Raw genomic sequence first — 24,837 nt, 5'->3', positions numbered from 1 at the left:
CGCGGGTACGGTGGCTGAAATGCGAGACTTCGTCTGCCTGAACTGTGGCCAGCGCCTCTCTTTCGAGAACAGCCTGTGTCTGAACTGCGACAGCGCGCTGGGATTCTGGCTGGAGTCACGCTCCATCCACGTCCTCGACGACCAGGGGCGCGCCGAGGTCGACGGCGTGCTGCTGGAGCGGTGCACCAACAACAAGGTGGCCCAGTGCAATTGGCTGGTGAAGTGGACCGGCCACCCGGAACTGTGCGAATCGTGCCGGCTCACCCGGACCCGTCCCGCCGACGACGACACCGAGGCACTGGCCGCGTTCGGGCAGGCCGAATCGGCCAAGCGGCGACTGGTGCTCGAACTCGACGAACTCGGCCTGCCCATCGAGAGCCGGGAGGACAACCCGCAGACCGGTCTCGCCTTCGACCTGCTCTCGAGCGCGGAGGAGAACGTCATCACCGGGCACGCCAACGGCGTGATCACCCTCGACCTCGCCGAGGGTGACGACGTGCATCGGGAGCAGCTGCGCGTCGACCTCGACGAGCCGTACCGCACGGTCCTAGGGCACTTCCGCCACGAGATCGGTCACTACTACCAGCTCGTCCTCATCACCGACGAGCGGCGGCCGGCCTTCGAGGAGCTCTTCGGCAACCCCGACGACGACTACCAGGCCGCGCTCGACCGGCACTACAACGAGGGCGCGCCCGCGGGCTGGCGTCAGAACTACGTCTCGTCCTACGCCACGATGCACCCGGCCGAGGACTTCGCCGAGACGTTCGCCCACTACCTGCACATCCGCGACACCCTCGACACCGCGGCGGCGTTCGCCATGGCCCCGTCCGGCACGACCTACGACAGCGTCCCGCCGGGGGACGTGGGCTTCGACCGCATCATCGGCGAGTGGCTGCCGCTGACGTGGGCGCTGAACCAGATCAACCGGTCGATGGGGCACCAGGACCTCTACCCGTTCGTGCTGCCGCAGCCGGTTCTCGACAAGATCCGGTTTGTGCACAACCTGGTCGCACCCATCGACTGACCAGGACCGGTCGAGCCCGCGGCACCCATCGTCCGGGCCGGCGGGTGCCGAGGTCGTGGGAGGCCGGGGCCGTCGGAGGCCGGGGCCGTCGGAGGCCGGGTTCAGTCGATGCCGAGCTGCTCGCGGACCCAGGCCAGCAGGCCGGGAACGGCGCTCTCGATCTGCTCGCGCGTGGCGACGAAGTCGTCCACTCCGCCGTAGTAGGGGTCGAGCAGATCCAGCTCGTCCTCGGAGACCGTCGGATCGAAGGACCGCAAGAGGCGCGTGCGGTCGCCGAGTCGCTTGCGGACGAGTTCGCGGACGTGCCCGGAGTCCGCCGCGACGAACAGGTCGGCGTCGAAATGCTCGGGTCCGAGCACCGCGGCCACGTGCGCGTCGGAGTATCCGCCCGCCACCAGTTCTGTTCGCGCCCGGTTGTCGGCGGGTTCGCCGACGTGATACGCGGCGACGCCGCAACTCGTCACGCGCACCTTTCCGCCGAGCCCGGCGTCGTCGAGTGCCGCCCGGAAGATGTTCTGCGCCATCGGCGACCGGCAGATGTTGCCGGTGCACACGAAACACACGTGTAGTTCTTCAGCCACTGCTACCTCAGATCGCCATGCCGACGCGTCGGGTGTGGTCCCGGTCGTGCCTCACACGCCCAGGATGTCGCGCAATTCGGCGGTGGACGCCACCGACCAGGCGGCGTCGCGTTCCTCCCCGTGCAGAGCGTAGCCCCATCCGACCAGGATCGCCGGGATGCCGAAGGCCCCCGCACCGTGCACGTCGTGGCTCCGGTCGCCGATCATCACGACCGGCGAGGTGACGTGACCGGTGTCCGGATCGACCGGGATGCCCAGTTCAGAAACTGCGTGGGCGATCACGTCGGACTTGTGCCGCCGGGTGTTGTCGTCGCTGGCCCCGGCGATGTACTCGAAGTGGCCGGCGAGTCCGAAATGGTCCAGGATGCGGCGCGCCGTGGTCTGGTTCTTCGACGTCGCGACCGCCATGGTCCGGCCGGCGGCCGAGAGATCGGCCAGGACGGCGTCCATCCCGTCGAACACCGAGTTCTCCAGCCAGCCCACCTCGGTGTAGCGCGCGCGGTAGGCGCGCATCGCCTCCTCGGCGACCTCCGGGGCGAGGCCCAGGGCGTCGAGCGTGTCGATCATCGGCGGTCCGACGACGCCCGCGACGACCTCCGGGTCCGGTTCGGGGGCGCCGACCGCGGCGAGCGCATGCCGGAAGCTGTTGGCGATACCGGCGAAGCTGTCGGTGATGGTGCCGTCGAGGTCGAGCAGCAGAACGGTGTCGGGATGGCGGGGATCCGGCGGCGTCAGCACCCGTCCATGGTGCACGTAAGGTCGATGGTCATGACAGTTGGGTGTGGCGCGGAGCCGGCGTTCGGGGCGTCCGACCTGCGGGCCCCGGACCGGCACGGCGATCGGGACGCGATACCCGGTCTGATCGACTTCGCGGTGAACGTCCGCGGCACGCCGCCCGCCTTCGTCCTCGACGCGGTGCGGGCCGGGATCGGGGATCTGTCGCGCTATCCGTCGGTCGCCGACGAACAGCGCGCGATCGAGGCGATCGCGGCCTCCCACGGCCGTCCCGCCGAACACGTGCTGCTGCTGTCCGGTGCCGCGGACGGATTCGAGATGCTGCCCCGCCTCGGGGTCCGGCATGCGGCCCTGATCCAGCCGTCGTTCACCGAACCGGAGATCTCGCTGCGTGCCGCGGGAGTGCCGATCACGCAGGTGACGCTGGCCGCGCCGTGGTCGCTCGGCGCCGGGACGGGCGACGGCGTGCCGGACGACGCCGACCTCGTCGTCCTGGGCAACCCCACCAACCCGACGTCGGTGCTGCATCCGCGCGCGGCGATCGAGGCGCTGCGCCGGCCCGGCCGCCTCATCGTCGTCGACGAGGCGTTCGCCGACCTGACACTCGGCGCCGACGGCCGTCCGGAGCCGGAGTCGCTCGCCTCGTGCGACTGGCCGGACCTGATCGTGATCCGAAGCGTGACAAAGACGTTCGGCCTGGCCGGATTGCGGGCCGGGTATCTGCTCGCCGCACCCGACGTGCTGGGGCGACTGTCGGCGGGACGACGACCCTGGGCGCTGTCGACGCCGGCGCTGGCCGCGCTGACCGCGTGCCTGGGGGAGCAGGGGCACGCATACTGCGCGGCGCAGGCGCAGACGGTGGCCGCCGAGCGGGCGCTGATGCTCGACGAGCTCGCCCGCGTCGGACTGCGCGTGGCGGCGACACCCGCCGCGCCGTTCGTCCTCGTCGAGGTCCCGCGGGCGACGGAGGTCAAGCGGAGGCTCGTCGAACACGGCTTCGCGGTGCGCGGTTGCGCGAACTTCGTGGGACTCGGCGACGGTCACCTACGGTTGGCTGTGCGTCCCGCAGAACAGGTTCGCGCGCTGACCGCAGCGATCGGACAGGTAACGGAGGAGATGGGGAATGGGTCACTCGCTTGAGCTCGTGACCGTCGGCCTGGTGGCCGACGTCGTCGAACGCGCGTATCCGCCGGCGCTCGCCGAGTCCTGGGACGCCGTCGGCCTCGTCTGCGGCGACCGCCAGGAGCGGGTGGAGCGCGTGCTCACCTGCGTCGACGTCACCGATGCGGTGGTCGACGCGGCGATCGCCGGCCGGGCCGACATGATCGTCGCCCATCACCCGCTGCTGATGCGCGGCGTCACCACGGTGGCCGCCGACACCGCCAAGGGACGCATCGTGCACCGATTGATCCGCAACGGCATCGCGCTGCTCTCCGCCCACACCAACGCCGACCGCGCCCGCCCCGGCGTCTCCGACGCGCTCGCCGACCTCCTCGGCGTGATCGACACCGTGCCCATCGAGCCGAAATCGCTTGCGCCGATCGACAAGTGGGTCGTCATGGTGCCGGAGGGCAATGTCGAGCAGGTCAGCGAGGCGATGTTCGCCGCCGGTGCGGGCGAGGTCGGGGACTACCGCGACTGCATGTGGTCGGTGGTGGGCACCGGGCAGTTCGAGCCGCAGGAGAACGCGTCGCCGGCGATCGGCGACATCGGGATGCGCACCCACGTCGACGAGGCGCGGATCGAGATGGTCGCCGACCGGTCCATCCGCGCGAAGGTCCTGCAGGCGCTGCGCCACGCGCACCCCTACGAGGAGCCGGCGTTCGACGTCCTCGAACTCGCCGATCTCGACAGCGACCTCGGGCTGGGCCGCGTCGGCACACTCGCCGAGCCGATGTCGCTGCGCGACTTCACCGCGAAGGCCGCGCGGGTGCTGCGCACCCCGTGGGGTGTGCGCGCCGCCGGCGATCCCGACGCGCTCGTCCGCACGGTCGCGGTGTGCGGCGGTGCCGGCGACTCGCTCCTCGGGCGTGTGCGGGGCCTCGGCGTCGACGTCTACCTGACCGGCGATCTGCGCCACCATCCCGTCGACGAGAGCCTGCGCGTGGGCGGTCCCGCCCTCGTCGACGCCGGACACTGGGCGACCGAGTTCCCGTGGTGCGCGCAGGTCGCGCAACTGCTCGCCGACGAGCTCGGCGTGGAGGTCCAGGTCTTCGGCGAACCGACCGATCCGTTCGTCGTCCACAGCCTCGGGTGATGCGGGAGCGCAGCCGAGAAGACAACAAACCCGCCCGCCGGGACGCGGTGACCACCCGCGTACGGTTAGGGGACTTCAGAGACAGGAGGCCGCAATGAAAGTCGACGCCGGTGTGCAGCGACTGCTGCTCGATCTCGCGGACTCCGATGCCGAGATCAACCGACTCGAGCATCGCCGCAAGAACCTTCCCGAGGACGCCGAGATCGCCGAGATCGGCAAGTCGATCGACGCCGCCCGCGACGACCTGGTGCGCGCGGAGATCTCCGCCGAGGACCTCGGGCGCGAGTACCGCCGCATCGAGTCGGAGGTCAAGGGCATGACCGATCGCGAGGCCAAGGACGCCAAGCTCCTCGCCTCGGGCGGTCTGGCCCCCAAGGCCCTGACGGAGCTGCAGCACGAGCTCAACAGCCTCGGACGCCGCAAGGCGCTCCTCGAGGACGAGATGCTGTCGCTCATGGAGCAGCAGGAGGCCGTGGAGGCCGAGCGCAACCGCGCGTCGGCGACCATCGCGCACCTCGAGGAGAAGCTCGCCGCGCTGAACGAGAGCCGCGAGAAGTCCCTCGCGACCATCGACGAGGATCTGGCGCACGTCCGGGAACGTCGCGAGGGCCAGGCCGCCGAGATCGCCCCGGACCTGCTGGCGATTTACGAGAAGCAGCGCGCCAACGGCCGAATCGGGGCCGGACTCCTGCGCGCCCGTCGCTGTGGCGCGTGCCGGATGGAGCTCGACCGCGGCACCATCGCGCAGATCAGCGCGGCGTTGTCCGACGAGGTCATCCGGTGCGAGGAGTGCGGCGCGATCCTGGTGCGCACCGCCGAATCCGGGATCTGAGCCTTGACCGCGAACAGCGCGGAGAAGGGCAACGCCGACGCGGCGACCCCGAGCGGTAAGGCACCCAGCTGGCAGGGGCAGCGCAGCGCGCCGACGAGGTTCATCCTGCTCCGTCACGGCCAGACCCCGCTCTCGGTGGAGCGGCGCTACTCCGGGCGCGGCAACCCGGAGCTGACCGAGGAAGGTCTGCGCCAGGCGCGTGCGGCGGCGCAGCGGGTGGCCCGCGAGGACGGCATCTCCGCGATCGTCACCTCGCCGCTGAGCCGGGCGCGCGCGACGGCCGAGGAGGTTGCGGCGCTGACCGGCGTCGACGTCGTCGAACACGCCGGGCTCATCGAGAACGACTTCGGCGAGTGGGAGGGCCTGACCTTCACCGAGGCCGCCGAGAGGCATCCCGACGTCCATCGCCGGTGGCTGTCCGACATCACGGTGCCGGCGCCCGGCGGGGAGAGCTTCGCGCAGGTCGCCGAGCGTGTGGCGGAGACGAAAGCGGATCTGCTGCAACGCTATCCGGGGCAGACGGTCGTGCTCGTCTCGCACGTGACCCCGATCAAGCTGATGCTGCGCGAGGCGCTGGGCGTCGGACCGGAACTGCTGTTCCGGCTCCACCTCGATCTCGCCTCGGTCTCCATCGCCGAGTTCTTCCCCGACGGCGGGTCCGTGGTGAGACTCGTCAACGACGCGCAGCACTGGCGCTGAGCCGCGCACGAGCCGCCGGCCGTCTGCCGTATCCTGAGGACGCGAACGAGTCGGCCGGGCGGCCGCGGTGGGCGGAACGGGCGGCACATGCCGTCACGCCGCGCATCGAGGAAAGTCCGGACTCCACAGAGCAGGGTGGTTGCTAACGGCAACCCGGGGTGACCCGCGGGACAGTGCCACAGAGAACAGACCGCCGGCCGCGAGGCCGGTAAGGGTGAAACGGTGCGGTAAGAGCGCACCAGCGGCGCGGGTGACCGCGTCGGCTAGGTAAACCCCACCCGGAGCAAGGCCGAAGCACGCACCTCGCGGTGCGTGTGCGCGGGCGTCACGAGGGCTGCTCGCCCCAGCCCGCGGGTGGGCCGCTCGAGGTACCCGGCGACGGTGTGCCCAGATGGATGGTCGCCGCCCGCGACGACCGAGTGGTCGCGCGGGTACAGGATCCGGCTTACGTGCCGGCTCGTTCGCCTCCGAGCAGTGTTCTGCGGTCGTCAGGCGCCACCCGCGCCGGACCGACCCCTGCCTGTGCGGGCGCGCTAGTGTCGGACCCGTGGCCCGTATCCTCTACGCACCCGACATCGACTTCGCCGGCATCCGCGACCAGCTCGGGGTGAACGAGGAGTACGGCGCCGACGCGCTGCACGAGGCCCGCACCGCCGTCGACCGCTTCGCCGACGCCCGCGAGGACCACACCGGCGTCCCCTTCGTCACCATCGACCCGCCGACGTCCCGCGACCTCGATCAGGCGGTGCACATCGCGCGCGACGGGGACGGGTTCGTCATCGACTACGCCATCGCCGACGTCGCCGCGCTCGTCATCCCCGACGGTGCGCTCGACCAGGAGAGCCGGCGCCGCGGATCCACGGTCTACTTCCCGGACGGTTCCGTGCCGCTGCACCCGCGCGAACTGTCCGAGGACGCGGGTTCGCTTCTGCCCGAGCAGGTCCGGCCGTGTGTGCTGTGGACGATCCGGGTGGGCGCCGACGGCGCGGTGAGCGATGTTCGGGTGCGACGGTCACGCATCCGGTCGGTCGCACGTCTCGACTACGCCGGGGTCAGCGCCGACGCCGAGGCAGGACGGCTGCACCCGTCGATCGAGGCGCTGCCCGCCTTCGGCGAACTGCGCCGGCAGGTCGCGCTCGACCGCGGGGCCGTCGAACTCGACCTGCCCGATCAGCAGGTGTCGCACGCCCACGGCGGGTGGCACCTGGAGCTGGAGCCGCACACCCCGGCGGAGGTGTGGAACTCGCAACTGTCGCTGCTGACCGGGATCTGCGCGGGCACGATCATGGCGGAGGCGGGAATCGGCCTGCTGCGTACGCTGCCCCCGGCCGAACCGGAGCGCGTCGAGGAGCTGCGCGCCGCGGCGGTCGCGCTCGGTGTCGACTGGCCGGACGGGCTTTCCGTCGGCCATTTCCTGGCGGGTCTGCCGAGCGATCGGCCGAGCACTCTCGCGCTCCAGTCGGCCGCCGGCGGCCTCATGCGCGGCGCCAACTACCTCGCGCTCGACGGCACCGACGAGGCTCGCGCCATCCCGCACGACAAGAAGCAGCACGCCGCCATCGCGGGCCTCTACGCGCACGTGACCGCGCCGCTACGCCGCCTCGGGGATCGCTTCGCCACCGAGGTGTGCCTGGCGGTCACGTCGGGACAGGAGGTCCCCGAGTGGGTCCGGCGGGCCCTGCCGACGCTGCCGAAGATCCTGCGGTCGGCCGACTCGCTGAGCGCGACCGCCGAACGCGCGAGTATCGACCTCGCCGAGGCCGTCATCCTCGGCGATCGGGTTGGGCAGCGGTTCGACGCCGTGGTCATGTCGGCCGCGACCGAACGCAAGCCGGCCCAGATCTTCATCGCCGACCCGCCGGTGATCGCGGGGTGTGAGGGCGAGCTGAGGGCCGGCGACCGGTTGCAGGTGGAACTGGCGACCGCCGACGAGGTCACGCGCACGGTGGCGTTCCGGCCGGTGTGACGGGCTTCGACTCGTCGGCCGGCACCGCATCGTTCCCAATGAGGGAGTCTCCTTCCGCTCTGGTCGATCTCATCGGCGGGAAGGACACACCATCGCGGGAATCGCGATGGCGCCTCAGAGCTTCTTCGCGGCTTTTCGGTATTCGGCGACGGCGCGCTGGGCGTCGGCCTCGAGCCGGGCGTCGAGGCGGCCGACGATGAACATGTCCTCGGCGCCGAGTTCGCCGGCGTCGACGATGGACCGGAGATGCGCGCGGTTGATGCGGATGTCGTTGAAATCGCCGAGCGCGGACTGGATCTTCTTGGCGATCTCGCCGATCTCGCGGTAGCGCCTCTTGTTCAGGGGAGCGGCCGCATCGATGCTGTACCGCAACCGCTTGGCGCGCTTGCGGATCGTGTGCAGCTGCTCGCTCCACTCGTCGGAACCCTCGGTCAGGGTGGCCAGCCGCGCCTGGGCCTTCCGGATGTGCCTGCGGCTCCGGGCGATCGCCTTGTCGACGACGTCGGTGGCCGCGAGGTCGGCGTCGGGACCGGGCGGGGGAGAGGCGATGAGGTTGTCCACGGCGTCGAGCAGTGCGAAGTAGCGATCCGATGCCATCGCCTTGTGCGCCTGGCGGATCGCACGGTCATGGGTGCGGGTCTCGGCGCCCGCCAGTGCGGCACGCAGTTCCGGCGATGCGTTCTCGCCGGCGAGCAGCGACTTGTCGAGTTCGAGCTGCACCTCGGAATCCCGTGCCTCGCCGAGGATCCGGGCCAGCAACTTCAGCTCACTGTTGATGTGCTCGGTGCGCTCGGCGTCGAGCACCGTGGGGAAGCCGGACAGCACCGATCGAAGCCGTCGGCACGCCACGCGCATCTGGTGGACGGCGTCCTCGGCGTCCTCGCGGACCAGGGGGTCGTAGGCGATCAGGCTGTTGCGGTGCAGGGCGATGTCGGTGACGACCAACTCGAGTGCGGTGGGACGCTTGGACAGTCGCGGCTCGTGGACCGTCGGCGTCGAACCGATCGCGCGGGCGAGCTTCGACGCGCTCGACGCCGGACGCGCGCCGGCGGCCCGCAAGGTCTTCTCCGCCGCCTTCAGCAGCTTGCCGTTGCCGCCGGAGAGGAGCTCGAACTCCCACTCGGCCCACTGGTGGGAGTGCCCGCCGGGCAGCAGCGACTGGGCGGTGACCAGGTCCTCGGCCAGTTCGGCGAGGGGCTCGTCGTCGACGCCGAGCAGCCGGGTCACGGTGCGCGTCGTCGAGATCACCGCCACCGGCCGGAGGCTGCGGGTGCGGATGTGCGCGAGGACCGGCGTCAGCAGCGGCTCGGGGACGTCGCCGTCGGCGGGCGCCTCGTCGAAGCCCACCGTGAGTTCACGGCGCGCACCGGGAGTGTCGCTGGGGCGCTTGAGATGCCAGCCGGCGTCGGTGCCGCCGGTGCGGCGCCGCAGGGTGATCCGGTTGCCGGCGAGGTCGAGGTTCTCGGTGTCGAAGTACGTGGCGTCGAGCTCGAACGTCTCCGGCTCGGTCGCCGACACCACCCCGGGCAGCGCACGGAGGTCGGGAGCCGTGTGACCGGGATCCACGTCGAACTTGAGCTCCACCTCGACCTGCTCGGATGCGGCCACTGAGTCCTCCTGACACCGACGTTGCTGCAGCTGATGTCGAGTCTAGTGACGCCGTGCCGTCGGCCCGCCCGTTCGGCGGACCGGTCTGTCGGTCAGCGGTCCGCGAAGCGGTCGGTCGCCTCGATGAGGTGGTGGCGGATGCCGGGCTCGAAGGACGCGTGGCCGGCGTCGTCGACGATGTGCAGCCCGGCGCTCGGCCAGGCGCGGTGCAGATCCCAGGCGCTGCGCATCGGGCACACGACGTCGTATCGGCCCTGGACGATCACACCCGGAATGTGGGCGATCCGGTCGATGTCGCGCAGCAGCTGGCCGTCGTCGAGGAAGCCGTGGTTGACGAAGTAGTGGTTCTCGATGCTCGCGAAGGCCAGATCGAAGCGCGCGGCCTCCTCCGGGTCGGACGGCGCCGACTCGTCGGGGCGGGGGAGCAGGTAGCTGGTGGCCTGTTCCCACCCGGTCCAGGCGCGGGCCGCGGCACGGGCCACGTCCTGATCGTCGGAGGTGAGCAGCCGGTGGTAGGCGGCGACGAGGTCGCCGTCGCGCTCGTCGGCCGGGATCGGTGCGAGATATGACTCCCACACGTCCGGGAAGATGTGGGCGGCGCCGCCGTTGTAGTACCAGTCGATCTCGCTGCGCCGCAGCAGGAAGATGCCGCGCAGCACGAGTTCGGTGACGCGATCGGGATGGGCCTGCGCGTACGCGAGGCCCAGCGTCGACCCCCAGGAGCCGCCGAACACCTGCCAGCGGTCGATCCCGAGGTGGGTTCGCAGGCGCTCCATGTCGGTGATGAGGTGTTGCGTGGTGTTGACCGACAGGTCGGCGCCGTCGGCGATGTGCGGACGCGACCTGCCGCAGCCGCGCTGGTCGAACAGCACGATCCGGTACCTCGCGGGATCGAAGAAGCGCCGCTGCAGTCCCGATGTGCCGCCGCCGGGGCCGCCGTGGACGAACACCACGGGCTTGCCCTCGGGATTGCCGGAGGTCTCCCAGTAGATCTGCTGGCCGTCACCCACGTCGAGGTGACCGGACTCGTAGGGCTCGATCTCCGGATAGAAGTCACGCATGGATCGAGCCTAGGCGCTATGCCGAATCCGTAGAAGTCGTGGGCGCATGGCGTCCACGACTTCTACCGATTGCGGATCAGTAGCTGTGCTCGGGTCCGGGGAAGACGCCGCGCCGGACCTCGTCGGCGTACTGCTCGGCCGCCGAACGCAGTTCGCCGCCCACGTCGGCGAAGCGCTTGACGAACTTCGCGGTCTTGCCGTGGGTGAAGCCGGCCATGTCCTGCCAGACGAGGACCTGGGCGTCGGTCTCGTTGCCGGCGCCGATGCCGACGGTCGGGATGGTGAGCTTGCGGGTGATCTGGCCGGCGAGCTCGGCGGGGACCATCTCCATCACGACGCTGAAGGCGCCGGCCTCCTGCACGGCGATGGCGTCGGCGATGAGCTGGTCGGCGCCGTCGCCGCGGCCCTGCACGCGGAAGCCGCCGAGGCCGTTGACGCTCTGCGGGGTGAAACCGATGTGCGCCATCACCGGGATGCCGGCGGCGGTCAGGGCCGCGATCTGCGGGGCGACCCGCTCGCCGCCCTCGAGCTTGACCGCGTGCGCGCCGGTCTCCTTGAAGATCTTCACGGCGTTCTCGAGCGCGTGCTGCGGGCCGGCCTCGTAGCTGCCGAAGGGCATGTCGGCGACGACGAGGGCGTTCGGGGCGCCGCGCACGACGGCGCGGATGAGCGGGATCATCTCCTCGACGGTCACCGGGATGGTGGTGTCGTAGCCGAGGACCACGTTGGCGGCGGAGTCGCCGACGAGGAGCACGGGGATGCCGGCCTCGTCGAAGATCCGTGCGGTGGAGTAGTCGTAGGCGGTGAGCATCGACCACTTCTCGCCCTCGGCCTTCATCTGGGCCAGGTGGTGGACGCGGGTCTTGCGACGCTTGGGGGCGTCGGCGGAAGTCGTGGTGGCGGCAGCGCCATAGACCGAGTTTTCGGACATCGTCGTCTCTTTTCTGCCTCGAGTCCCGCCTGGCGGGTACCCGGGTTGAACACGGACAAGCGCCATTGTGTCACCGGCGGTTTGCCCTGTAACCGGGTGAGTGATATGCGATTGGTCACACCGGTGGCGGTCGTCTTCGCACACCGGGCGCGGGAGCTTCGACGATCATGCGGCATCATCGCTGTTCGCGGGCTTCCCAGAAGCACTGTCGCACCGTCTCAGATTCTGGGACGGCGTCGGCAAACGTGCAGGACACGGAGTTGGACTCGTGTGTGTAACACAGATTTAACAGCCGACTTCTAATGTCGGCGTCCATGGATCGCCAAAAGGAATTCGTGCTCCGGACCCTCGAAGAGCGCGACATCCGCTTTGTCCGGCTGTGGTTCACCGACGTCCTCGGCTACTTGAAGTCCGTGGCGATCGCCCCCGCCGAGCTCGAAGGTGCCTTCAGCGAGGGCATCGGCTTCGACGGCTCCGCGATCGAGGGCTTCTCCCGCGTCTCCGAGGCCGACACGGTCGCCAAGCCCGATCCGTCGACCTTCCAGATCCTGCCCTGGACCACCTCTGCCGGCCGTCATCACTCGGCCCGCATGTTCTGCGACATCGCGATGCCCGACGGCACGCCGAGCTGGGCCGACTCCCGGCACGTGCTGCGCCGCCAGCTGAACAAGGCGGCCGACCTCGGCTTCAGCTGCTACGTCCACCCGGAGGTCGAGTTCTTCCTCCTCAAGAACGCGCCGCTCGACGGCTCGGTCCCGACCCCGGCCGACACCGGCGGATATTTCGACCAGGCCGTCCACGACGCCGCGCCGAACTTCCGCCGCCACGCGATCGACGCGCTGGAGTCGATGGGCATCTCGGTGGAGTTCTCCCACCACGAGGGTGCGCCGGGCCAGCAGGAGATCGACCTGCGCTACGCCGACGCCCTGTCGATGGCCGACAACGTGATGACCTTCCGCTACCTCATCAAAGAGGTGGCGATCAACGAGGGCGTCTGGGCCACGTTCATGCCCAAGCCCTTCAGCGATCACCCGGGCTCGGCGATGCACACGCACATGAGCCTGTTCGAGGGCGACATCAACGCCTTCCACAACCCCGACGACCCGATGCAGCTGTCGGCGACCGGCAAGAAGTTCATCGCCGGCATCCTGCACCACGCGTCGGAGATCAGCGCGGTCACCAACCAGTGGGTGAACAGCTACAAGCGCCTCATCCACGGCGGGGAGGCCCCGACGGCCGCGACCTGGGGGCGCGCCAACCGGTCGGCTCTCGTCCGGCTGCCGCTGTACACGCCGAACAAGGCGTCGTCGCGCCGCATCGAGGTGCGCAGCCCCGACTCGGCGTGCAACCCGTACCTGACCTTCGCCGTCCTGCTGGCCGCGGGCCTCAAGGGCATCCAGGAGGACTACGAGCTCCCCGACGAGGCCGAGGACGACGTCTGGGCGCTCACCCCGGCCGAGCGCCGGGCGATGGGTTACCAGGAGCTGCCCGACAGCCTCGCCGACGCGCTGACCGTGATGGAGAGCTCCGAGCTGGTCGCCGAGGCCCTCGGCGAGCACGTGTTCGACTACTTCCTGCGCAACAAGTGGGCGGAGTGGACCGACTACCGCGGCCGCGTCACGCCGTACGAGCTGCAGAACTACCTGCCGCTGTAGGGGACCGCCATGACGTCGCCGCTCGTTCAGTCGCTATTTTGAGTCTGTGACAACACGATCGGGACGCAGTGCGATCCCCAGCGCAGGCCGGCTGGGACTGCTCGACAAAGGCGCGCCGCAGAGTCTGGCCGAGCTCGGCTGGAACACCCCCGAGTCCGTCGACGTCCTGTGGGCGCTGTCGCGCTCTCCCGATGCCGATCTCGCCCTCCGCACCCTCGTCCGCCTGCGGGCCGAGGTGGGCGAGGAGTGGGCCGAGATCGACTCGGAACTGCGCTCGAACCGCTCGTTCCGCGGCCGTCTCTTCGGTCTGATCGGATCGTCGGTCGCACTCGCCAACCACCTCGTCGCCGAGTCCGCGACGTGGCGGCTGCTGCTCGAGGACGCCCTGCCCGATCGCGCCGAGGTGGACCGCCTCATGCTCGAGTCGGTCGGCGCCGAACCCGAGCCGGGCGAGGTCGAGAAGGGCAACCGGGTCTACCGGGCGAAGATCTCCGGGCCCAAGGCCGTCGTCGCGATGCGACTGGCGTACCGCAACCTGATCATGCGGCTCGCCGCCCACGACGTGGCCTCCACCGTCGAGGACGAGCCGGTCCTGTACCTGCCCGAGGTGGGCGGTTATCTTGCCGACCTCGCCGACGCAGCGCTCACCGCGGCGCTCGCGGTGGCGTTCCGGGAGGTGTGCGGCGATGACCCGATCCCGGTGCGGATCGCCGTGATCGCGATGGGCAAATGCGGTGCGCGGGAACTGAACTACGTCAGCGACGTCGACGTCATCTTCGTCAGCGACCCGGCCGACGGGACCTCCGCGCGGATCGCGGGGGAGATGATGCGGGTCGGTTCGCTGGCCTTCTTCGAGGTCGACGCGGCGCTGCGTCCCGAGGGCAAGTCCGGGGCGTTGACCCGGACGCTGGAATCGCACGTCGCCTACTACGAGCGGTGGGCCAAGACCTGGGAGTTCCAGGCGCTGCTCAAGGCCCGTGCGATGACCGGCGACATGGAGCTGGCCAACCAGTACATCGACGCGGTCAAGCCCATGGTGTGGAAGGCCGCCGAGCGCCCCGACTTCGTGCCCGAGGTCCAGAAGATGCGCCGGCGCGTCGAATCGCTGGTGCCCGCGTCCGAGCGGGACCGCAACCTCAAACTGGGGGCGGGAAGCCTGCGCGACGTCGAGTTCGCGGTCCAGCTGCTCCAGATGGTCCACGGCCGCGTCGACGAGAGCCTGCGCGTGATGGCCACCGTCGACGCGCTCGCGGCGCTCACCGCCGGCGGGTACGTCGGGCGTGACGACGGCGCCAACCTGTCCGCGTCGTACCAGTTCCTGCGGCTGCTCGAGCATCGCCTGCAGATGCAGAAGATGAAGCGCACGCACCTGCTGCCACCGCTCGACGACACCGAGGCGCTGCGCTGGCTCGCCCGCGCCGCCCACATCCGCCGCGAGGGCGACCTCGACGCGACCGGTGTGCTGCGCGAGCAGATCAAGCACAACACCCTCCGGGTGCGGCGCCTGCACCAGAAGCTCTTCTACCGTCCCCTGCTCGAGGCGGTCACCCGCTTCAAGGCCGACGAGCTGACGCTGAGCGACGAATCGGCCGAACGGCGGCTGGCCGCACTCGGCTATGCGATGCCCGACCGCGCCCTCAGCCACATCCGCGCGCTGTCCAACGCGCCCGGCCGTCGCGGGCAGATCCAGTTGCTCATCCTGCCGCAGCTGCTCGAACACATCGGCGACACACCGGATCCCGACGCGGGCCTGCTCAACTACCGCCGTCTCTGCGAGGCGCTCGAGGACAAGGACTGGTTCCTGCGCCTGCTGCGCGACGACGGCGTCGTGGCCGAACGGCTCATGAGGGTGCTCGGCACCTCGGAGTACATCGCGAACATGCTGATGCGGTCGCCCGAGGTCATCCACCAGTACTCCGACGGTCCGGACGGGCCGAAGCTGTGCGAGGTGCGGCCGGAGGATGTGGCGAAGGGGCTCATCGCTTCGACGGTTCGCCAGGAGGACATGAAACGCGCTGTCGCCGTTGCGCGTTCGCACCGACGGGCGGAACTGGTCCGGATCGCCTCGGCAGACGTGCTGGGCCTGATGGACGTCCGCGAGGTATGCAAGGCGCTGTCGAGCGTGTGGGCGGCGGTCCTCAACGCGGCACTGACCGTCGCGATCAACATCTCCGAACGCGAGCGTGGCAAGCCGGCCCCGGCCCGCATCGCGGTCATCGGCATGGGACGCCTCGGCGGCGGAGAACTCGGGTACGGGTCGGACGCCGACGTGCTGTTCGTCTGCCAGCCCGACCACGACGTCGACGAGTCCGCGGCGGTCCGATGGGCGCAGGGCATCGCCGAGACGGTCCGCAGTGCCCTGGGAAGCCCCAGCGCCGACCCGCCGCTGGAGGTCGACACCGGCCTGCGGCCCGAGGGGCGCAACGGCCCGGTGGTGCGGACCCTCGCGTCCTACGCCGCGTACTACGCGCAGTGGGCGCAGCCGTGGGAGGTGCAGGCGCTGCTGCGCGCCCACCAGGTTGCCGGCGACGAGGCGCTCGGCATCGACTTCCTGCACATGATCGACCACGTGCGCTATCCGGCCGGCGGCGTCAGCAACGACGCGGTCAGGGAGATCCGGCGCATCAAGGCGCGTGTCGACGCCGAGCGGCTCCCGCGCGGCGCCGATCCCGCGACCCATACCAAGCTGGGTCGCGGCGGCCTCGCCGACATCGAATGGACCGTGCAGCTGCTGCAGCTGCGCTACGCGCACCGGTACCGCAGCCTGCACAACACCTCGACGCTCGAATCACTCGACGCCATCGGCGCCGCGGAGCTGTTGAGCGAGAACGACGTCGCGCTGCTGAAGGACGCGTGGATCACCGTGACCAAGGCGCGCAACGCGCTCGTCCTGGTCCGGGGCAAGCCCGTCGACCAACTGCCCGGCCCGGGCAAGCTGCTGCGCCAGGTCGCCTACGCCGCGGGGTGGCCGCAGGATCAGGCCACGGAGTTCCTGGAGAACTACCTGCGCGTCACCCGGCGCGCAAAAGCCGTGGTGCAGAAGGTCTTCGGGGCCTGACGCGCCCGCAATCGCGAGCGCGTGAACCGTTGGGGGCGGATGAAGAAATTTCTGTGGGTGTCGACGTATATCGTCGGCCTGGCCATGACGGTCGGTGTGCTGCTGGCGATCTGGCTGCACTTCTATCCGTCCCGCGGCAACGTGGCGCTGTATCTCACCAGCGGGGTGCAGTTCGCGTTGATCCCGGCGTTGACCGCGATCGTCATCTTCGCCGGCCTGCGGCGGTGGGTCATGCTCGCAGTCGCGTTCCTGGCGTCTGCGGCGCTGGTCTACACCCAGGTCCCGCTCCTGGTCCCGGCGGATGCGCCCGACGGTGAGCGGTTCCGCGTGGTGTCGGCGAACCTTCTGTTCGGCGGCGCGGACATCGACGCGCTCGAGCAGATCGTCGCCTCCGCCGATGCCGATCTGGTCTCCCTGCAGGAGGTCACTCCACAAGCGCTGCAACGGATTCGGAACGGAACGATCCCTCGGCAACTGCCCCACGAGTTCGCCGAGCCGGCGGCCTATGCCACCGGGACCGCTTTGTTCAGCAGGAAGCCGCTGACCGACACGTCGGTGGTTCCGGACACGGCTCTGCGGAATCTGCAGGCGCGCACCGATCTTCCGGGTGCCCCGGGCACGCAGGTCTTCGCGATGCACCCGGCGGCCCCGTTGTGGAGCAACAAGGACCATTGGTTCCACGACATGGGGGTTCTCGCCGGTCATCTCGCGGCGCTGCCGCAGGGGAGGGTGCTGGCGATCGGCGACTTCAACTCGACGTGGAATCATGCGACGTACCGCAAACTGCTCACCAACGGCCTCGCCGACGGCACGGACCTCGCCGGAGCGGGTTATCTGCCCACCTATCCCACCGACAAGCAGATCGGCAACCATCCGCTGGTGGCGATCGACAGGATCATCGTGCGCGGATTTGTGACCACATCGATGGATACGCATCACCTCCCGGGTTCCGATCATCGGGCCCTGGTGGTATCACTTGTTGCATCATGAGCATTTCCGAGCGTCTCCGCGAAGCCACTGCCGAAGCACACCGACAGGCCGAACATTCCCCCTTCATCGAGGACCTGATGTCCGGCCGGCTCGATCGCGGCGAATACGAGCGGCTCGCCGCTCAGCTCTACTTGATCTACGAGGCGCTCGAGGAGGTCGGTGACGCGCTCGCCGACGACCCGGTGGCCGGTGCCGTCATCGACGACAAGTTGCGTCGTCTGCCGAGCCTCGGCGCCGATCTCGCCTCGTTCGGCGTCGACCCGTCGACCGTGACGCCGCTGCCCGCCGTCGCGCGGTACGTGGAGGCGATCCAGTCGACGCGTACCGACCCGGCTCGGTACGTGGCGCACCACTACACCCGGTACCTGGGAGACCTCAGCGGCGGCCAGGTCGTCGCCCACCGCATGCGCGAGCACTACGGGGTCGACGACTCGGGCCTGACCTTCTACAACTTCGAGGGCATCGACAAGCTCAAGCGGTACAAGGACGACTACCGCGCCCGGATCGACGCACTGCCGCTCGACGCCGACGCCGTGGACCGGCTCGTGGACGAGGCGCTCGCGGCGTTCGCCCACAACCAGGCGGTCTTCGGCGACCTCGACGGTGCTCGCGCGGCCTGAGCCGCGACGAGCCGTCGAGAGCCGTACTCCTAGTTGACCTGAAGCTTCGCGGTGCGGTCGAGGATGACCTCTTGCAGGTCGTCGTGACCCTTCACCAGCTCGATGCGCAGGCGATCGTCGTCGAGCCGGCTCGTGGTGCGGACCACGCGGGGAGTGCCGTCGAGGCGGATTCGATCACCCGGCACAAGGTCTTCCACATAAACGTCTCTGGTCATGTGCCCAAATTACGGGTGATCGGTGTGTACCGGCAGGGTAAGAAGTCCATTCTGTGGAACAGATCACAAGGTTTTTACAATCGATTTCCGCCGGTCCATAGGTGCGGGCCGACGAAGGTACGCCGAGGTCGGCGGCGTTTCTTCTCGAATGCCGGGCGCGGCCGGACGGAACCGGCCGAAATCACCGCCGCCGTGTCGCCGAATACCGACCGGGAGTACGAACGGCGCCCTGATTCGCTCCAGAAACGGATGGCGAACCCGGCCCCACCCCTCCTCGGTGACCCTTTCTCGGGTTCTGGGGCTCCACGCGGCGAATACCCACCGAGACCGCAGGATCGCCGCCGGGGCGGCCGCTGCGCGGCAAGTCGTGGCTGCAGACGCAGAACACCCCGCCCGCGATAACGCGGACGGGGTGTTCGGACGGTTGCCGTCGAAACCGATCAGCAGTCGTAGTACAGAGCGAACTCGTACGGGTGAGGACGGATCTGGACCGGCTCGATCTCGTTCTCGCGCTTGAGAGCGATCCAGGTCTCGATGAGGTCCTCGGTGAAGACGCCGCCGGCGGTGAGGTACTCGTGGTCCTCCTCGAGGCGGTCGATGACCGCGGCCAGCGAGGTCGGGGCCTGCGGGATGCCCTTGGCCTCCTCCGGCGGGAGCTCGTAGAGGTCCTTGTCGACCGGCTCGTGCGGCTCGATCTTGTTCTTGATGCCGTCCAGGCCGGCCATCATCATGGCGGCGAAGGCCAGGTACGGGTTGCCGGAGCTGTCCGGGCAACGGAACTCGATGCGCTTGGCCTTCGGGTTGTTGCCGGTGATCGGGATACGGACACAGGCCGAGCGGTTGCGCTGGCTGTAGACCAGGTTGATCGGGGCCTCGTAACCCGGGACCAGACGCTTGTAGGAGTTGATCGTCGGGTTGGTGAACGCCAGCAGCGACGGGGCGTGGTACAGGATGCCGCCGATGTAGTAGCGGGCGATGTCCGACAGGCCTGCGTAGCCGGCCTCGTCGTGGAACAGCGGCTTGCCGTCCTTCCACAGCGACTGGTGGGCGTGCATGCCCGAGCCGTTGTCACCGAAGAGCGGCTTCGGCATGAAGGTGACCGACTTGCCGTTCTGCCACGCGGTGTTCTTGATGATGTACTTGAACAGCTGGACGTCGTCCGCGGCGTGCAGCAGCGTGTTGAACTTGTAGTTGATCTCGGCCTGGCCGCCGGTGCCGACCTCGTGGTGGCCGCGCTCGAGTTCGAAGCCCGCCTGCTGCAGGTTGGTCGACATCTCGTCGCGCAGGTCGACGTAGTGGTCGTACGGCGCGACCGGGAAGTAGCCACCCTTCGGGCGGACCTTGTAGCCCAGGTTCGGGCTGCCGTCCGGATCGGTCGGCGAGGCGGTGTTCCACCAGCCCGACTCCGACTCGATCTCGTAGAAGGTGCCGTTCATCTCCGAGCCGAAGGACACCGAGTCGAAGATGTAGAACTCGGCCTCGGCGCCGAAGAAGCAGGTGTCGGCGATGCCGGTGGAGGCGAGGTAGTCCTCGGCCTTGCGGGCGACGTTGCGCGGGTCGCGGCTGTAGGCCTCGCGGGTGAACGGATCGTGGACGAAGAAGCTGATGTTCATCGTCTTCGCCTTGCGGAAGGGATCGATCCGCGCGGTGGCCGGGTCGGGCAGCAGCATCATGTCCGACTCGTTGATGGACTGGAAGCCCCGCACCGACGAGCCGTCGAACGCGAGGCCGTCCTCGAACACGCTCTCGTCGAAGGCCGAGGCCGGGATCGAGAAGTGCTGCATGACACCGGGCAGGTCGCAGAAACGGATGTCGACGTACTCGACACCTTCCTTCTTGATGCCCTCGAGTAGTTCTTCTTTACTGCTGTACACCGTGCGGTGACTCCTTCGTGATCGGGTGGTCGAGCTGACGCGCCACACACATCCGCCGCCGACAGCAGCGGATCTCAGCGGCAACCGTATGGAGGTGAAGTTGCCCATGCGTCAAGTCCGTGTTTCCCCCGTGTTACACACCGGATGTGCTTCACCACACAGTGGTCCGGACGCGGGAAAAGGTACTCGGCGAAACCCACCCTAGCCGTGCTGGAAGGCGTGCGCGGGAGGTCTGGAAAGGCCCGTGACTACGATGGACCCAAAGCACGACGCAGTCGTCGCGGGCCCGGGACCCGGGTCGGGTCGCGAGAGGAGTCATGAGCATGGGACGTGTCACCGGTTCCTGGTTGTCGGGGCCGCAGATCGGTCCCGGCGCCGGCGTCGACAACGAGTACCGGGGCCAGGACCTCGGTCTGCCCGCATCCGGCCCCGGATCGCTGGCCACCGGATGGCCGCGGGTCATGGGCCTGCTCGTCGACTGGCTGATCGCGGGCGGCCTCGCCCTGATCTTCGTCGGCGGGAACCTGCTGTCCTCGAGCCTCGCCGGTGCCCAGCTGATCATCTGGTTCGTGATGGGCGTCTTCGCGGTGACCCTCTTCGGGTTCACCCCGGGCCAGTACGTGATGGGCATGCGCGTCGCCCGCGTCGACTACGGGCCGGAGCGCAACACCGCCGAGGCCACCGGCAAGGAACCGCCGGCCGCGGTCGGCGTCGTGCGCGCGTTCTTCCGGCAGTTGCTGATGGTGTTCCTGGTGCCCGCCCTCATCAACGACTACAACGGCCGCGCGATGCACGACCGCGCCACCGGGACGGCGATCGTCCGAACCCGATAGAGGGCGTGTGACGCCCGTCGCCTGTGGATATGGGTGACAGTGCGGACGCCCGCATGTGATTCGATGGGCGCATGCGGGGGATCTCGGGGCTTTTGCGTGCTTTGCGGTCGGTGTTCTGGGGGTGGTCGCCGGTCTGGTCGTGACGCTCGCGGTTCCTCGAACCCTGGACGGCGCGGCGGTGGCGGCCGCTCCCGCCGAGGCGACCGAGGACCCGTATCCGGACGTCGTGCCGCTGGCGACGACGCCGACACCGCGGTGGACGGTGTCGATGTCCGACATCGACGTGCCGGCCGACACGCAGGATGCCAAGTCACGGCGTCCCGCGGTCCTCGCGGCGAACACCTCGATCGTCGTCGGCGGCCCGCGGGAGGTCACCGAGACCGCCCTGATGGCATTCGACGCCAAGACCGGGAAGAAGAAGTGGCCGAAGGTGTCGGACTTCCGTGCGGAGGAGTGCGTCTTCAGCCGTGACGGGCGACTGGCGTGCATACGTCGTGGCGCCGACCGGGCGACCTCGGAGATCGGTTTCATCGATGCCGGGTCCGGTCAGGTGACCGGAACCCGGACGATCGCCGGAGGGGAGAATCCCACCGGGCCGGCTCTGGTGTCCGCGGGCAAGGGCTTCCTCGTCACGACCAAGCAGTTCGTCCACAAGGACGCGCATTACGCGCTGACGCTGACGTGGTTCAGTTCCGACGGTTCGCGCACCTGGGAGCACAAGCCCCCGCCGGGGTTCGACGACCCGGCGCTGTCCGAGGCCGGGAACGTGGTCGCCGTACGCGACTTCGGACGTCGAGTGCAGGTGTACGCACTCGACAGCGGTGACCTCGTCTACGACTCCACCGAGGACCTGAAGAACACCCCGAGCAGGATCTCGTCGCCCCTCGTCGAGGTCGCGCCCGTGCGGACCGGTTTCGCCGTGAGCATCCGCGGAGACGCGAAGACCGTCACGGTCTACGACAGCAAGGGCACCAGGCGCGGGGTGATCGAGGGCGTGGTGCTCGCTTTCATGCCGCAGGGTTCGGAAGGAGACCTGATCCCGGTCGAGGGCACCGACGACGACCATCAGCGGACGCTCGGGGTGGCGTCCACCGTCACGTTCGAGGTCGTCGCCGCCACGCCGAGCCGAGACAGCGTGATCCGTGAGCAGATCCTCGGGGAACGGTTCCTCGTCGGTCTCCGGTCCGGTCGCGACGAGGACTGGCTGGACTTCGACACGCAGAGCCCCACCCGGACACGGTCCATCGCGGCGGGACCGACCGTGCTCCTGGCATTCGACGGGACACGCGGCTTCTTCGCCGACCGCGCCGGATCGAACTCCGGCGTCCCGTACCTGTTCGCCTGCGACCTGGCATCGGGCCGTCAGGTGTGGGAGATCGGGAACGCCGGCGGGGAGGAACGCGAGCACGAGTTCGTCGGGCCGTACCTGATGCACACGAGATCAGGCGACGCGGGACAGGCGACGATCAGCAGATTGGGTGCGTAGATGGCCGACAGGCGTAAAGGGATTCTGAGCGGGGTCGCAGCGGTCGCCATCGGGGTGATCGCGGTGACGTGTGCGCTCGTGGTGTCGCTGGTGGTGCCGCAGTCGGTGCATGGCTCGGCGACGCTGCCGGGTCAGTACGCGGCGCTCGCCGGTGAACCGGGCGACGACCCGTCCGTCGAACCGCTGCCCGGCCCGCCCGGCCGGAAATGGGAGGTCACCGCCGACTCGGTCTTCGGTTCGGGATCACAGGTCGGCGACTCTGCGCCGGTGCTGTACCTGATCCCGTTCGACGCGAACGACCGGATGATCGTCGCAGCCGGCCTGCCCGGGCTGGGTGATCCCGCGGCGGTCATCGCGCTCGATCCCGCGAGCGGAAAGCCGTTGTGGCCGGGGGCCTCGGAGTTTCGGGCGAACGGCTGCGCGCTGAGCCGGGACGACAAGCTGGCCTGCGTCCAGACGACGGATGACGACGAGAAGGCCACCGAGGTCGCTTTCCTCGACCCCGGGTCGGGCAAGGTGACCGGCACGGCGTCGGCCGAGTTCGGCAAAGGCCGGATCGACCGAGCCGGCGACGGCTTCCTGGTCACCACCGCCGTCTATCAGAAGGACGACGAGGGGCGGACGACCAAGACCGAGACCCTCACCCGGTTCGACTCCGCGGGCGGGAAGCGCTGGTCGCAGACCCTCCCCGTCGACTACTCTCAGGCCGCGGTCTCGGAGGCGGGCAACGTGGTCGTGGCCGGCGACGACCGGACCGGTGTCCGTGCCATGTCCCTGCCGACCGGTGAGATTCTCTACGATTCCGCCGACGATCCCGCGACGAAACCGAAGGACGAGACCACGTCGAGCGGCGTGCGGCTCGGCGTGGCCGCCACCGGAACCGGATTCGCGGTCAGCGTCACCGACTATCCGCGGCGCACCCTGAGGCTGTTCAACAGCTACGGGGTCCAGACCGCGGAGCTCAAGGACGTCGCGGTCGCCGACATCTGGCCCGTGGCGACCGAGACCGATCTCATCGCGGTCGAGGGCGAGGACAAGTCCGACAACGACATCGTCGGCGCGGTGTCCTCCGGCCAGAAGAAGCTGCTGTGGTCGGCCGACGCCTACCACGGCCACGACATCGAACTGCTCGGCGGCCGGTACGTCGCGATGCAACGGCTCGCCGACCCGCAGGGGTACGAGTGGACGTTCTTCGACGCCACCACGGGGGAGCCCGGCCCGCCGATCCTGATGAGCATCTACCAGCGGTTCGAGGCCTTCGACGGCAACCGCCTGATCTTCGAGGGCGACGCCCGTCGCGATGAACCCGGACCGCCCGCGTTCACCGCCTACGACCCGAAGACCGGCCGACCGGTGTGGCGACTCAAGGAGACCCGCAGCGCCGACGAGGTCAACGTGCGCATCGTCGGGCCGTATCTGTTCGTCCTCGACGCGCGTGAGGGACCGAACCCGGTCGCGAAGATGTCCCGGTTCGCCTGATCGCCCTGACCCCGCGTGCTTTACCGGCATGTGGCACGCGTCCCGGACGCGGCTCACGCCGGCAAGGCCACCAGGAATGCGTGAATCCACCGCCGGATCTGGCGGTGAATTCACGAGGCGGGGTGGACGTGCGTCAGCTGCGACGACGCGCGGTGCGCTGCATGCTGCGCATCTTGGCGTTCGCGGGCAGCGGGCCCTTCGGCATACCGGGGCCGGGGGCCTTGCTGCTGAGGGCGGACAGACGGCCCTCGAGGGTGTCCATGCGCTTGCGGTCGATGTTGTTGGGCAACTTGTTGAGATGCCGCTCGAGCTTCGACAGCGGGACCTGGCCCTCCTCGTTGCCGACGACGACCTCGTAGATCGGGGTGTCGCCGACAACGCGCGCGACCTTCTTCTTCTCCTGCGCGAGAAGCTGCTTCACGCGGTTCGGGTTGCCCTCGGCGACGAGGATCACACCCGGCTTGCCGATGACGCGGTGCACGGCGTCGAGGTGGGTGGTGCCGACGACCGCCTGCTTCACACGCCACTGGCCGCGCATGTTGCCCAGCGCCCAGCCGGCGGCGCCGGGCTGGCCCTCGGCCTTGGAGTAGACGTTCTTCTGCACGCGGCGTCCGAAGATGATGAACGCGCCGAGGGCGCCGAGCACCACGCCGAGCGGGATCAGCAGCCACGGCGAGCCGATCAGGAATCCGAGCACGACGAAGACGGCCACCATCAGCACGAACACACCCGCCATGTAGGGGATGAGCCGCTTGTCTTCCTTGCGCTGCATCTGGAAGGCCTGCCACAACTGTTGGCGGCGTTCCTTGGATGCCGCCTTGCGGGCCTGCTTCTTCGCGGCCTTCTCTTCTTTGCTGACCGACTGCGCCTTTGCCATAGGGGCCAGTTTACGTCCGACGCCGGAACGTCCCGACGTCGCGGTCGGCCGAGGAG

21 protein-coding genes and 1 other RNA gene are annotated in these 24,837 nt (G+C 69.2%); 14 read left to right on the top strand and 8 right to left on the bottom strand.

Features of this window, described 5'->3' with window-relative positions:
* Positions 1 to 19: 19 nt before the first annotated feature.
* On the top strand, positions 20 to 1,024 hold the full coding sequence (locus E1P53_RS06560) for a zinc-binding metallopeptidase family protein (RefSeq protein ID WP_131733765.1): 1,005 nt from the start codon (positions 20 to 22) through the stop codon (positions 1,022 to 1,024).
* Between the two features lie 101 nt (positions 1,025 to 1,125).
* Here E1P53_RS06560 and E1P53_RS06555 read toward each other — a convergent pair whose 3' ends face one another.
* Positions 1,126 to 1,605 (bottom strand): low molecular weight protein-tyrosine-phosphatase, encoded by a 480-nt coding sequence (locus E1P53_RS06555; protein ID WP_109239118.1) that lies wholly within the window; start codon positions 1,603 to 1,605, stop codon positions 1,126 to 1,128.
* A 51-nt stretch (positions 1,606 to 1,656) separates the two neighbouring features.
* Complete coding sequence (locus E1P53_RS06550) at positions 1,657 to 2,343, bottom strand: HAD hydrolase-like protein (RefSeq protein WP_006900701.1); 687 nt, start codon at positions 2,341 to 2,343, stop codon at positions 1,657 to 1,659.
* A gap of 30 nt (positions 2,344 to 2,373) precedes the next feature.
* Between E1P53_RS06550 and cobC the strand changes: the two genes are divergently transcribed.
* The 6 genes from cobC to E1P53_RS06520 all read left to right on the top strand — a co-directional run bounded on the left by cobC (position 2,374) and on the right by E1P53_RS06520 (position 8,094).
* Positions 2,374 to 3,480: an Rv2231c family histidinol phosphate aminotransferase CobC gene (gene cobC, locus E1P53_RS06545; protein ID WP_131733763.1), complete on the top strand. Its 1,107-nt coding sequence runs from the start codon at positions 2,374 to 2,376 to the stop codon at positions 3,478 to 3,480.
* Positions 3,464 to 4,597 (top strand): Nif3-like dinuclear metal center hexameric protein, encoded by a 1,134-nt coding sequence (locus E1P53_RS06540; RefSeq protein WP_131733762.1) that lies wholly within the window; start codon positions 3,464 to 3,466, stop codon positions 4,595 to 4,597. The genes cobC and E1P53_RS06540 overlap by 17 nt, the downstream gene beginning before the upstream one ends.
* 94 nt (positions 4,598 to 4,691) lie before the next feature.
* Positions 4,692 to 5,429, top strand: coding sequence for a zinc ribbon domain-containing protein (locus E1P53_RS06535; protein ID WP_131733761.1), 738 nt, complete (start codon positions 4,692 to 4,694; stop codon positions 5,427 to 5,429).
* 3 nt (positions 5,430 to 5,432) lie between these two features.
* Positions 5,433 to 6,128, top strand: coding sequence for a histidine phosphatase family protein (locus E1P53_RS06530; RefSeq protein WP_006900697.1), 696 nt, complete (start codon positions 5,433 to 5,435; stop codon positions 6,126 to 6,128).
* Between the two features lie 46 nt (positions 6,129 to 6,174).
* Positions 6,175 to 6,592, top strand: an RNA gene (gene rnpB / locus E1P53_RS06525) — RNase P RNA component class A.
* 83 nt (positions 6,593 to 6,675) lie between these two features.
* The gene (locus E1P53_RS06520) at positions 6,676 to 8,094 is read left to right on the top strand and encodes an RNB domain-containing ribonuclease (RefSeq protein ID WP_131733760.1); all 1,419 of its coding nucleotides are present in this window, start codon (positions 6,676 to 6,678) and stop codon (positions 8,092 to 8,094) included.
* A gap of 114 nt (positions 8,095 to 8,208) precedes the next feature.
* Here the strand turns inward: E1P53_RS06520 and E1P53_RS06515 are convergent, their stop codons facing one another.
* The 3 genes from E1P53_RS06515 to panB form a co-directional block, all read right to left on the bottom strand.
* Positions 8,209 to 9,702: a CYTH and CHAD domain-containing protein gene (locus E1P53_RS06515; RefSeq protein WP_006900695.1), complete on the bottom strand. Its 1,494-nt coding sequence runs from the start codon at positions 9,700 to 9,702 to the stop codon at positions 8,209 to 8,211.
* Positions 9,703 to 9,794: 92 nt separating this feature from the next.
* On the bottom strand, positions 9,795 to 10,763 hold the full coding sequence (gene pip / locus E1P53_RS06510) for a prolyl aminopeptidase (protein WP_006900694.1): 969 nt from the start codon (positions 10,761 to 10,763) through the stop codon (positions 9,795 to 9,797).
* Between the two features lie 76 nt (positions 10,764 to 10,839).
* Positions 10,840 to 11,694: a 3-methyl-2-oxobutanoate hydroxymethyltransferase gene (panB, locus tag E1P53_RS06505; protein WP_006900693.1), complete on the bottom strand. Its 855-nt coding sequence runs from the start codon at positions 11,692 to 11,694 to the stop codon at positions 10,840 to 10,842.
* Between the two features lie 314 nt (positions 11,695 to 12,008).
* On the opposite strand from panB, the gene glnA (E1P53_RS06500) reads away from it, so the two are divergent.
* Genes glnA (E1P53_RS06500) through E1P53_RS06485 form a run of 4 tightly spaced genes read left to right on the top strand, consistent with a single transcriptional unit; the run spans position 12,009 to position 18,017 of the window.
* Complete coding sequence (glnA, locus tag E1P53_RS06500) at positions 12,009 to 13,349, top strand: type I glutamate--ammonia ligase (RefSeq protein WP_131733759.1); 1,341 nt, start codon at positions 12,009 to 12,011, stop codon at positions 13,347 to 13,349.
* A 46-nt stretch (positions 13,350 to 13,395) separates the two neighbouring features.
* On the top strand, positions 13,396 to 16,407 hold the full coding sequence (locus E1P53_RS06495) for a bifunctional [glutamine synthetase] adenylyltransferase/[glutamine synthetase]-adenylyl-L-tyrosine phosphorylase (RefSeq protein WP_131733758.1): 3,012 nt from the start codon (positions 13,396 to 13,398) through the stop codon (positions 16,405 to 16,407).
* A 39-nt stretch (positions 16,408 to 16,446) separates the two neighbouring features.
* Positions 16,447 to 17,397, top strand: a complete 951-nt coding sequence (locus tag E1P53_RS06490) for an endonuclease/exonuclease/phosphatase family protein (RefSeq protein ID WP_131733757.1) — start codon at positions 16,447 to 16,449, stop codon at positions 17,395 to 17,397.
* The gene (locus E1P53_RS06485; RefSeq protein WP_131733756.1) at positions 17,394 to 18,017 is read left to right on the top strand and encodes a biliverdin-producing heme oxygenase; all 624 of its coding nucleotides are present in this window, start codon (positions 17,394 to 17,396) and stop codon (positions 18,015 to 18,017) included. Before E1P53_RS06490 ends, E1P53_RS06485 begins: the two co-directional genes overlap by 4 nt.
* 29 nt (positions 18,018 to 18,046) lie before the next feature.
* Here the strand turns inward: E1P53_RS06485 and E1P53_RS06480 are convergent, their stop codons facing one another.
* Together E1P53_RS06480 and glnA (E1P53_RS06475) are read right to left on the bottom strand one after the other, a co-directional pair.
* A complete protein-coding gene (locus tag E1P53_RS06480) occupies positions 18,047 to 18,232 on the bottom strand; it encodes a hypothetical protein (protein ID WP_006900688.1) in 186 nt (61 codons plus the stop codon).
* Between the two features lie 440 nt (positions 18,233 to 18,672).
* Complete coding sequence (gene glnA / locus E1P53_RS06475; protein ID WP_131733755.1) at positions 18,673 to 20,106, bottom strand: type I glutamate--ammonia ligase; 1,434 nt, start codon at positions 20,104 to 20,106, stop codon at positions 18,673 to 18,675.
* Positions 20,107 to 20,429: 323 nt separating this feature from the next.
* Between glnA (E1P53_RS06475) and E1P53_RS06470 the strand changes: the two genes are divergently transcribed.
* From E1P53_RS06470 to E1P53_RS06460, 3 genes are all read left to right on the top strand, one after another.
* Entirely contained in the window at positions 20,430 to 20,939 is a 510-nt protein-coding gene (locus E1P53_RS06470; RefSeq protein WP_006900681.1) for an RDD family protein, read from the top strand.
* 121 nt (positions 20,940 to 21,060) lie between these two features.
* Positions 21,061 to 22,425, top strand: coding sequence for a 9-bladed beta-propeller domain-containing protein (locus tag E1P53_RS06465; protein WP_131733754.1), 1,365 nt, complete (start codon positions 21,061 to 21,063; stop codon positions 22,423 to 22,425).
* The gene (locus E1P53_RS06460; RefSeq protein ID WP_131733753.1) at positions 22,426 to 23,904 is read left to right on the top strand and encodes a 9-bladed beta-propeller domain-containing protein; all 1,479 of its coding nucleotides are present in this window, start codon (positions 22,426 to 22,428) and stop codon (positions 23,902 to 23,904) included.
* 133 nt (positions 23,905 to 24,037) lie between these two features.
* Here E1P53_RS06460 and E1P53_RS06455 read toward each other — a convergent pair whose 3' ends face one another.
* Positions 24,038 to 24,781, bottom strand: a complete 744-nt coding sequence (locus E1P53_RS06455) for a DUF4191 domain-containing protein (RefSeq protein WP_131733752.1) — start codon at positions 24,779 to 24,781, stop codon at positions 24,038 to 24,040.
* Positions 24,782 to 24,837 lie beyond the last annotated feature (56 nt).

Source organism: Gordonia paraffinivorans (assembly GCF_900683595.1).
Lineage (GTDB): Bacteria > Actinomycetota > Actinomycetes > Mycobacteriales > Mycobacteriaceae > Gordonia > Gordonia paraffinivorans.
Note: the sequence above shows the minus strand (reverse complement) of the source record. Positions and strands in the feature narration are given on the sequence as shown.

Excerpts from the sequence above, each read along its gene's own strand:
- E1P53_RS06560 (WP_131733765.1), top strand. The coding sequence starts at position 20 with ATGCGAGACTTCGTCTGCCTGAACTGTGGCCAGCGCCTCTCTTTCGAG.
- cobC (WP_131733763.1), top strand. The coding sequence starts at position 2,374 with ATGACAGTTGGGTGTGGCGCGGAGCCGGCGTTCGGGGCGTCCGACCTG.
- E1P53_RS06540 (WP_131733762.1), top strand. The coding sequence starts at position 3,464 with ATGGGTCACTCGCTTGAGCTCGTGACCGTCGGCCTGGTGGCCGACGTC.
- E1P53_RS06535 (WP_131733761.1), top strand. The coding sequence starts at position 4,692 with ATGAAAGTCGACGCCGGTGTGCAGCGACTGCTGCTCGATCTCGCGGAC.
- pip (WP_006900694.1), bottom strand. The coding sequence starts at position 10,763 with ATGCGTGACTTCTATCCGGAGATCGAGCCCTACGAGTCCGGTCACCTC.
- panB (WP_006900693.1), bottom strand. The coding sequence starts at position 11,694 with ATGTCCGAAAACTCGGTCTATGGCGCTGCCGCCACCACGACTTCCGCC.
- glnA (WP_131733759.1), top strand. The coding sequence starts at position 12,009 with ATGGATCGCCAAAAGGAATTCGTGCTCCGGACCCTCGAAGAGCGCGAC.
- E1P53_RS06490 (WP_131733757.1), top strand. The coding sequence starts at position 16,447 with ATGAAGAAATTTCTGTGGGTGTCGACGTATATCGTCGGCCTGGCCATG.
- E1P53_RS06485 (WP_131733756.1), top strand. The coding sequence starts at position 17,394 with ATGAGCATTTCCGAGCGTCTCCGCGAAGCCACTGCCGAAGCACACCGA.
- E1P53_RS06480 (WP_006900688.1), bottom strand. The coding sequence starts at position 18,232 with ATGACCAGAGACGTTTATGTGGAAGACCTTGTGCCGGGTGATCGAATC.
- E1P53_RS06470 (WP_006900681.1), top strand. The coding sequence starts at position 20,430 with ATGGGACGTGTCACCGGTTCCTGGTTGTCGGGGCCGCAGATCGGTCCC.
- E1P53_RS06460 (WP_131733753.1), top strand. The coding sequence starts at position 22,426 with ATGGCCGACAGGCGTAAAGGGATTCTGAGCGGGGTCGCAGCGGTCGCC.
- E1P53_RS06455 (WP_131733752.1), bottom strand. The coding sequence starts at position 24,781 with ATGGCAAAGGCGCAGTCGGTCAGCAAAGAAGAGAAGGCCGCGAAGAAG.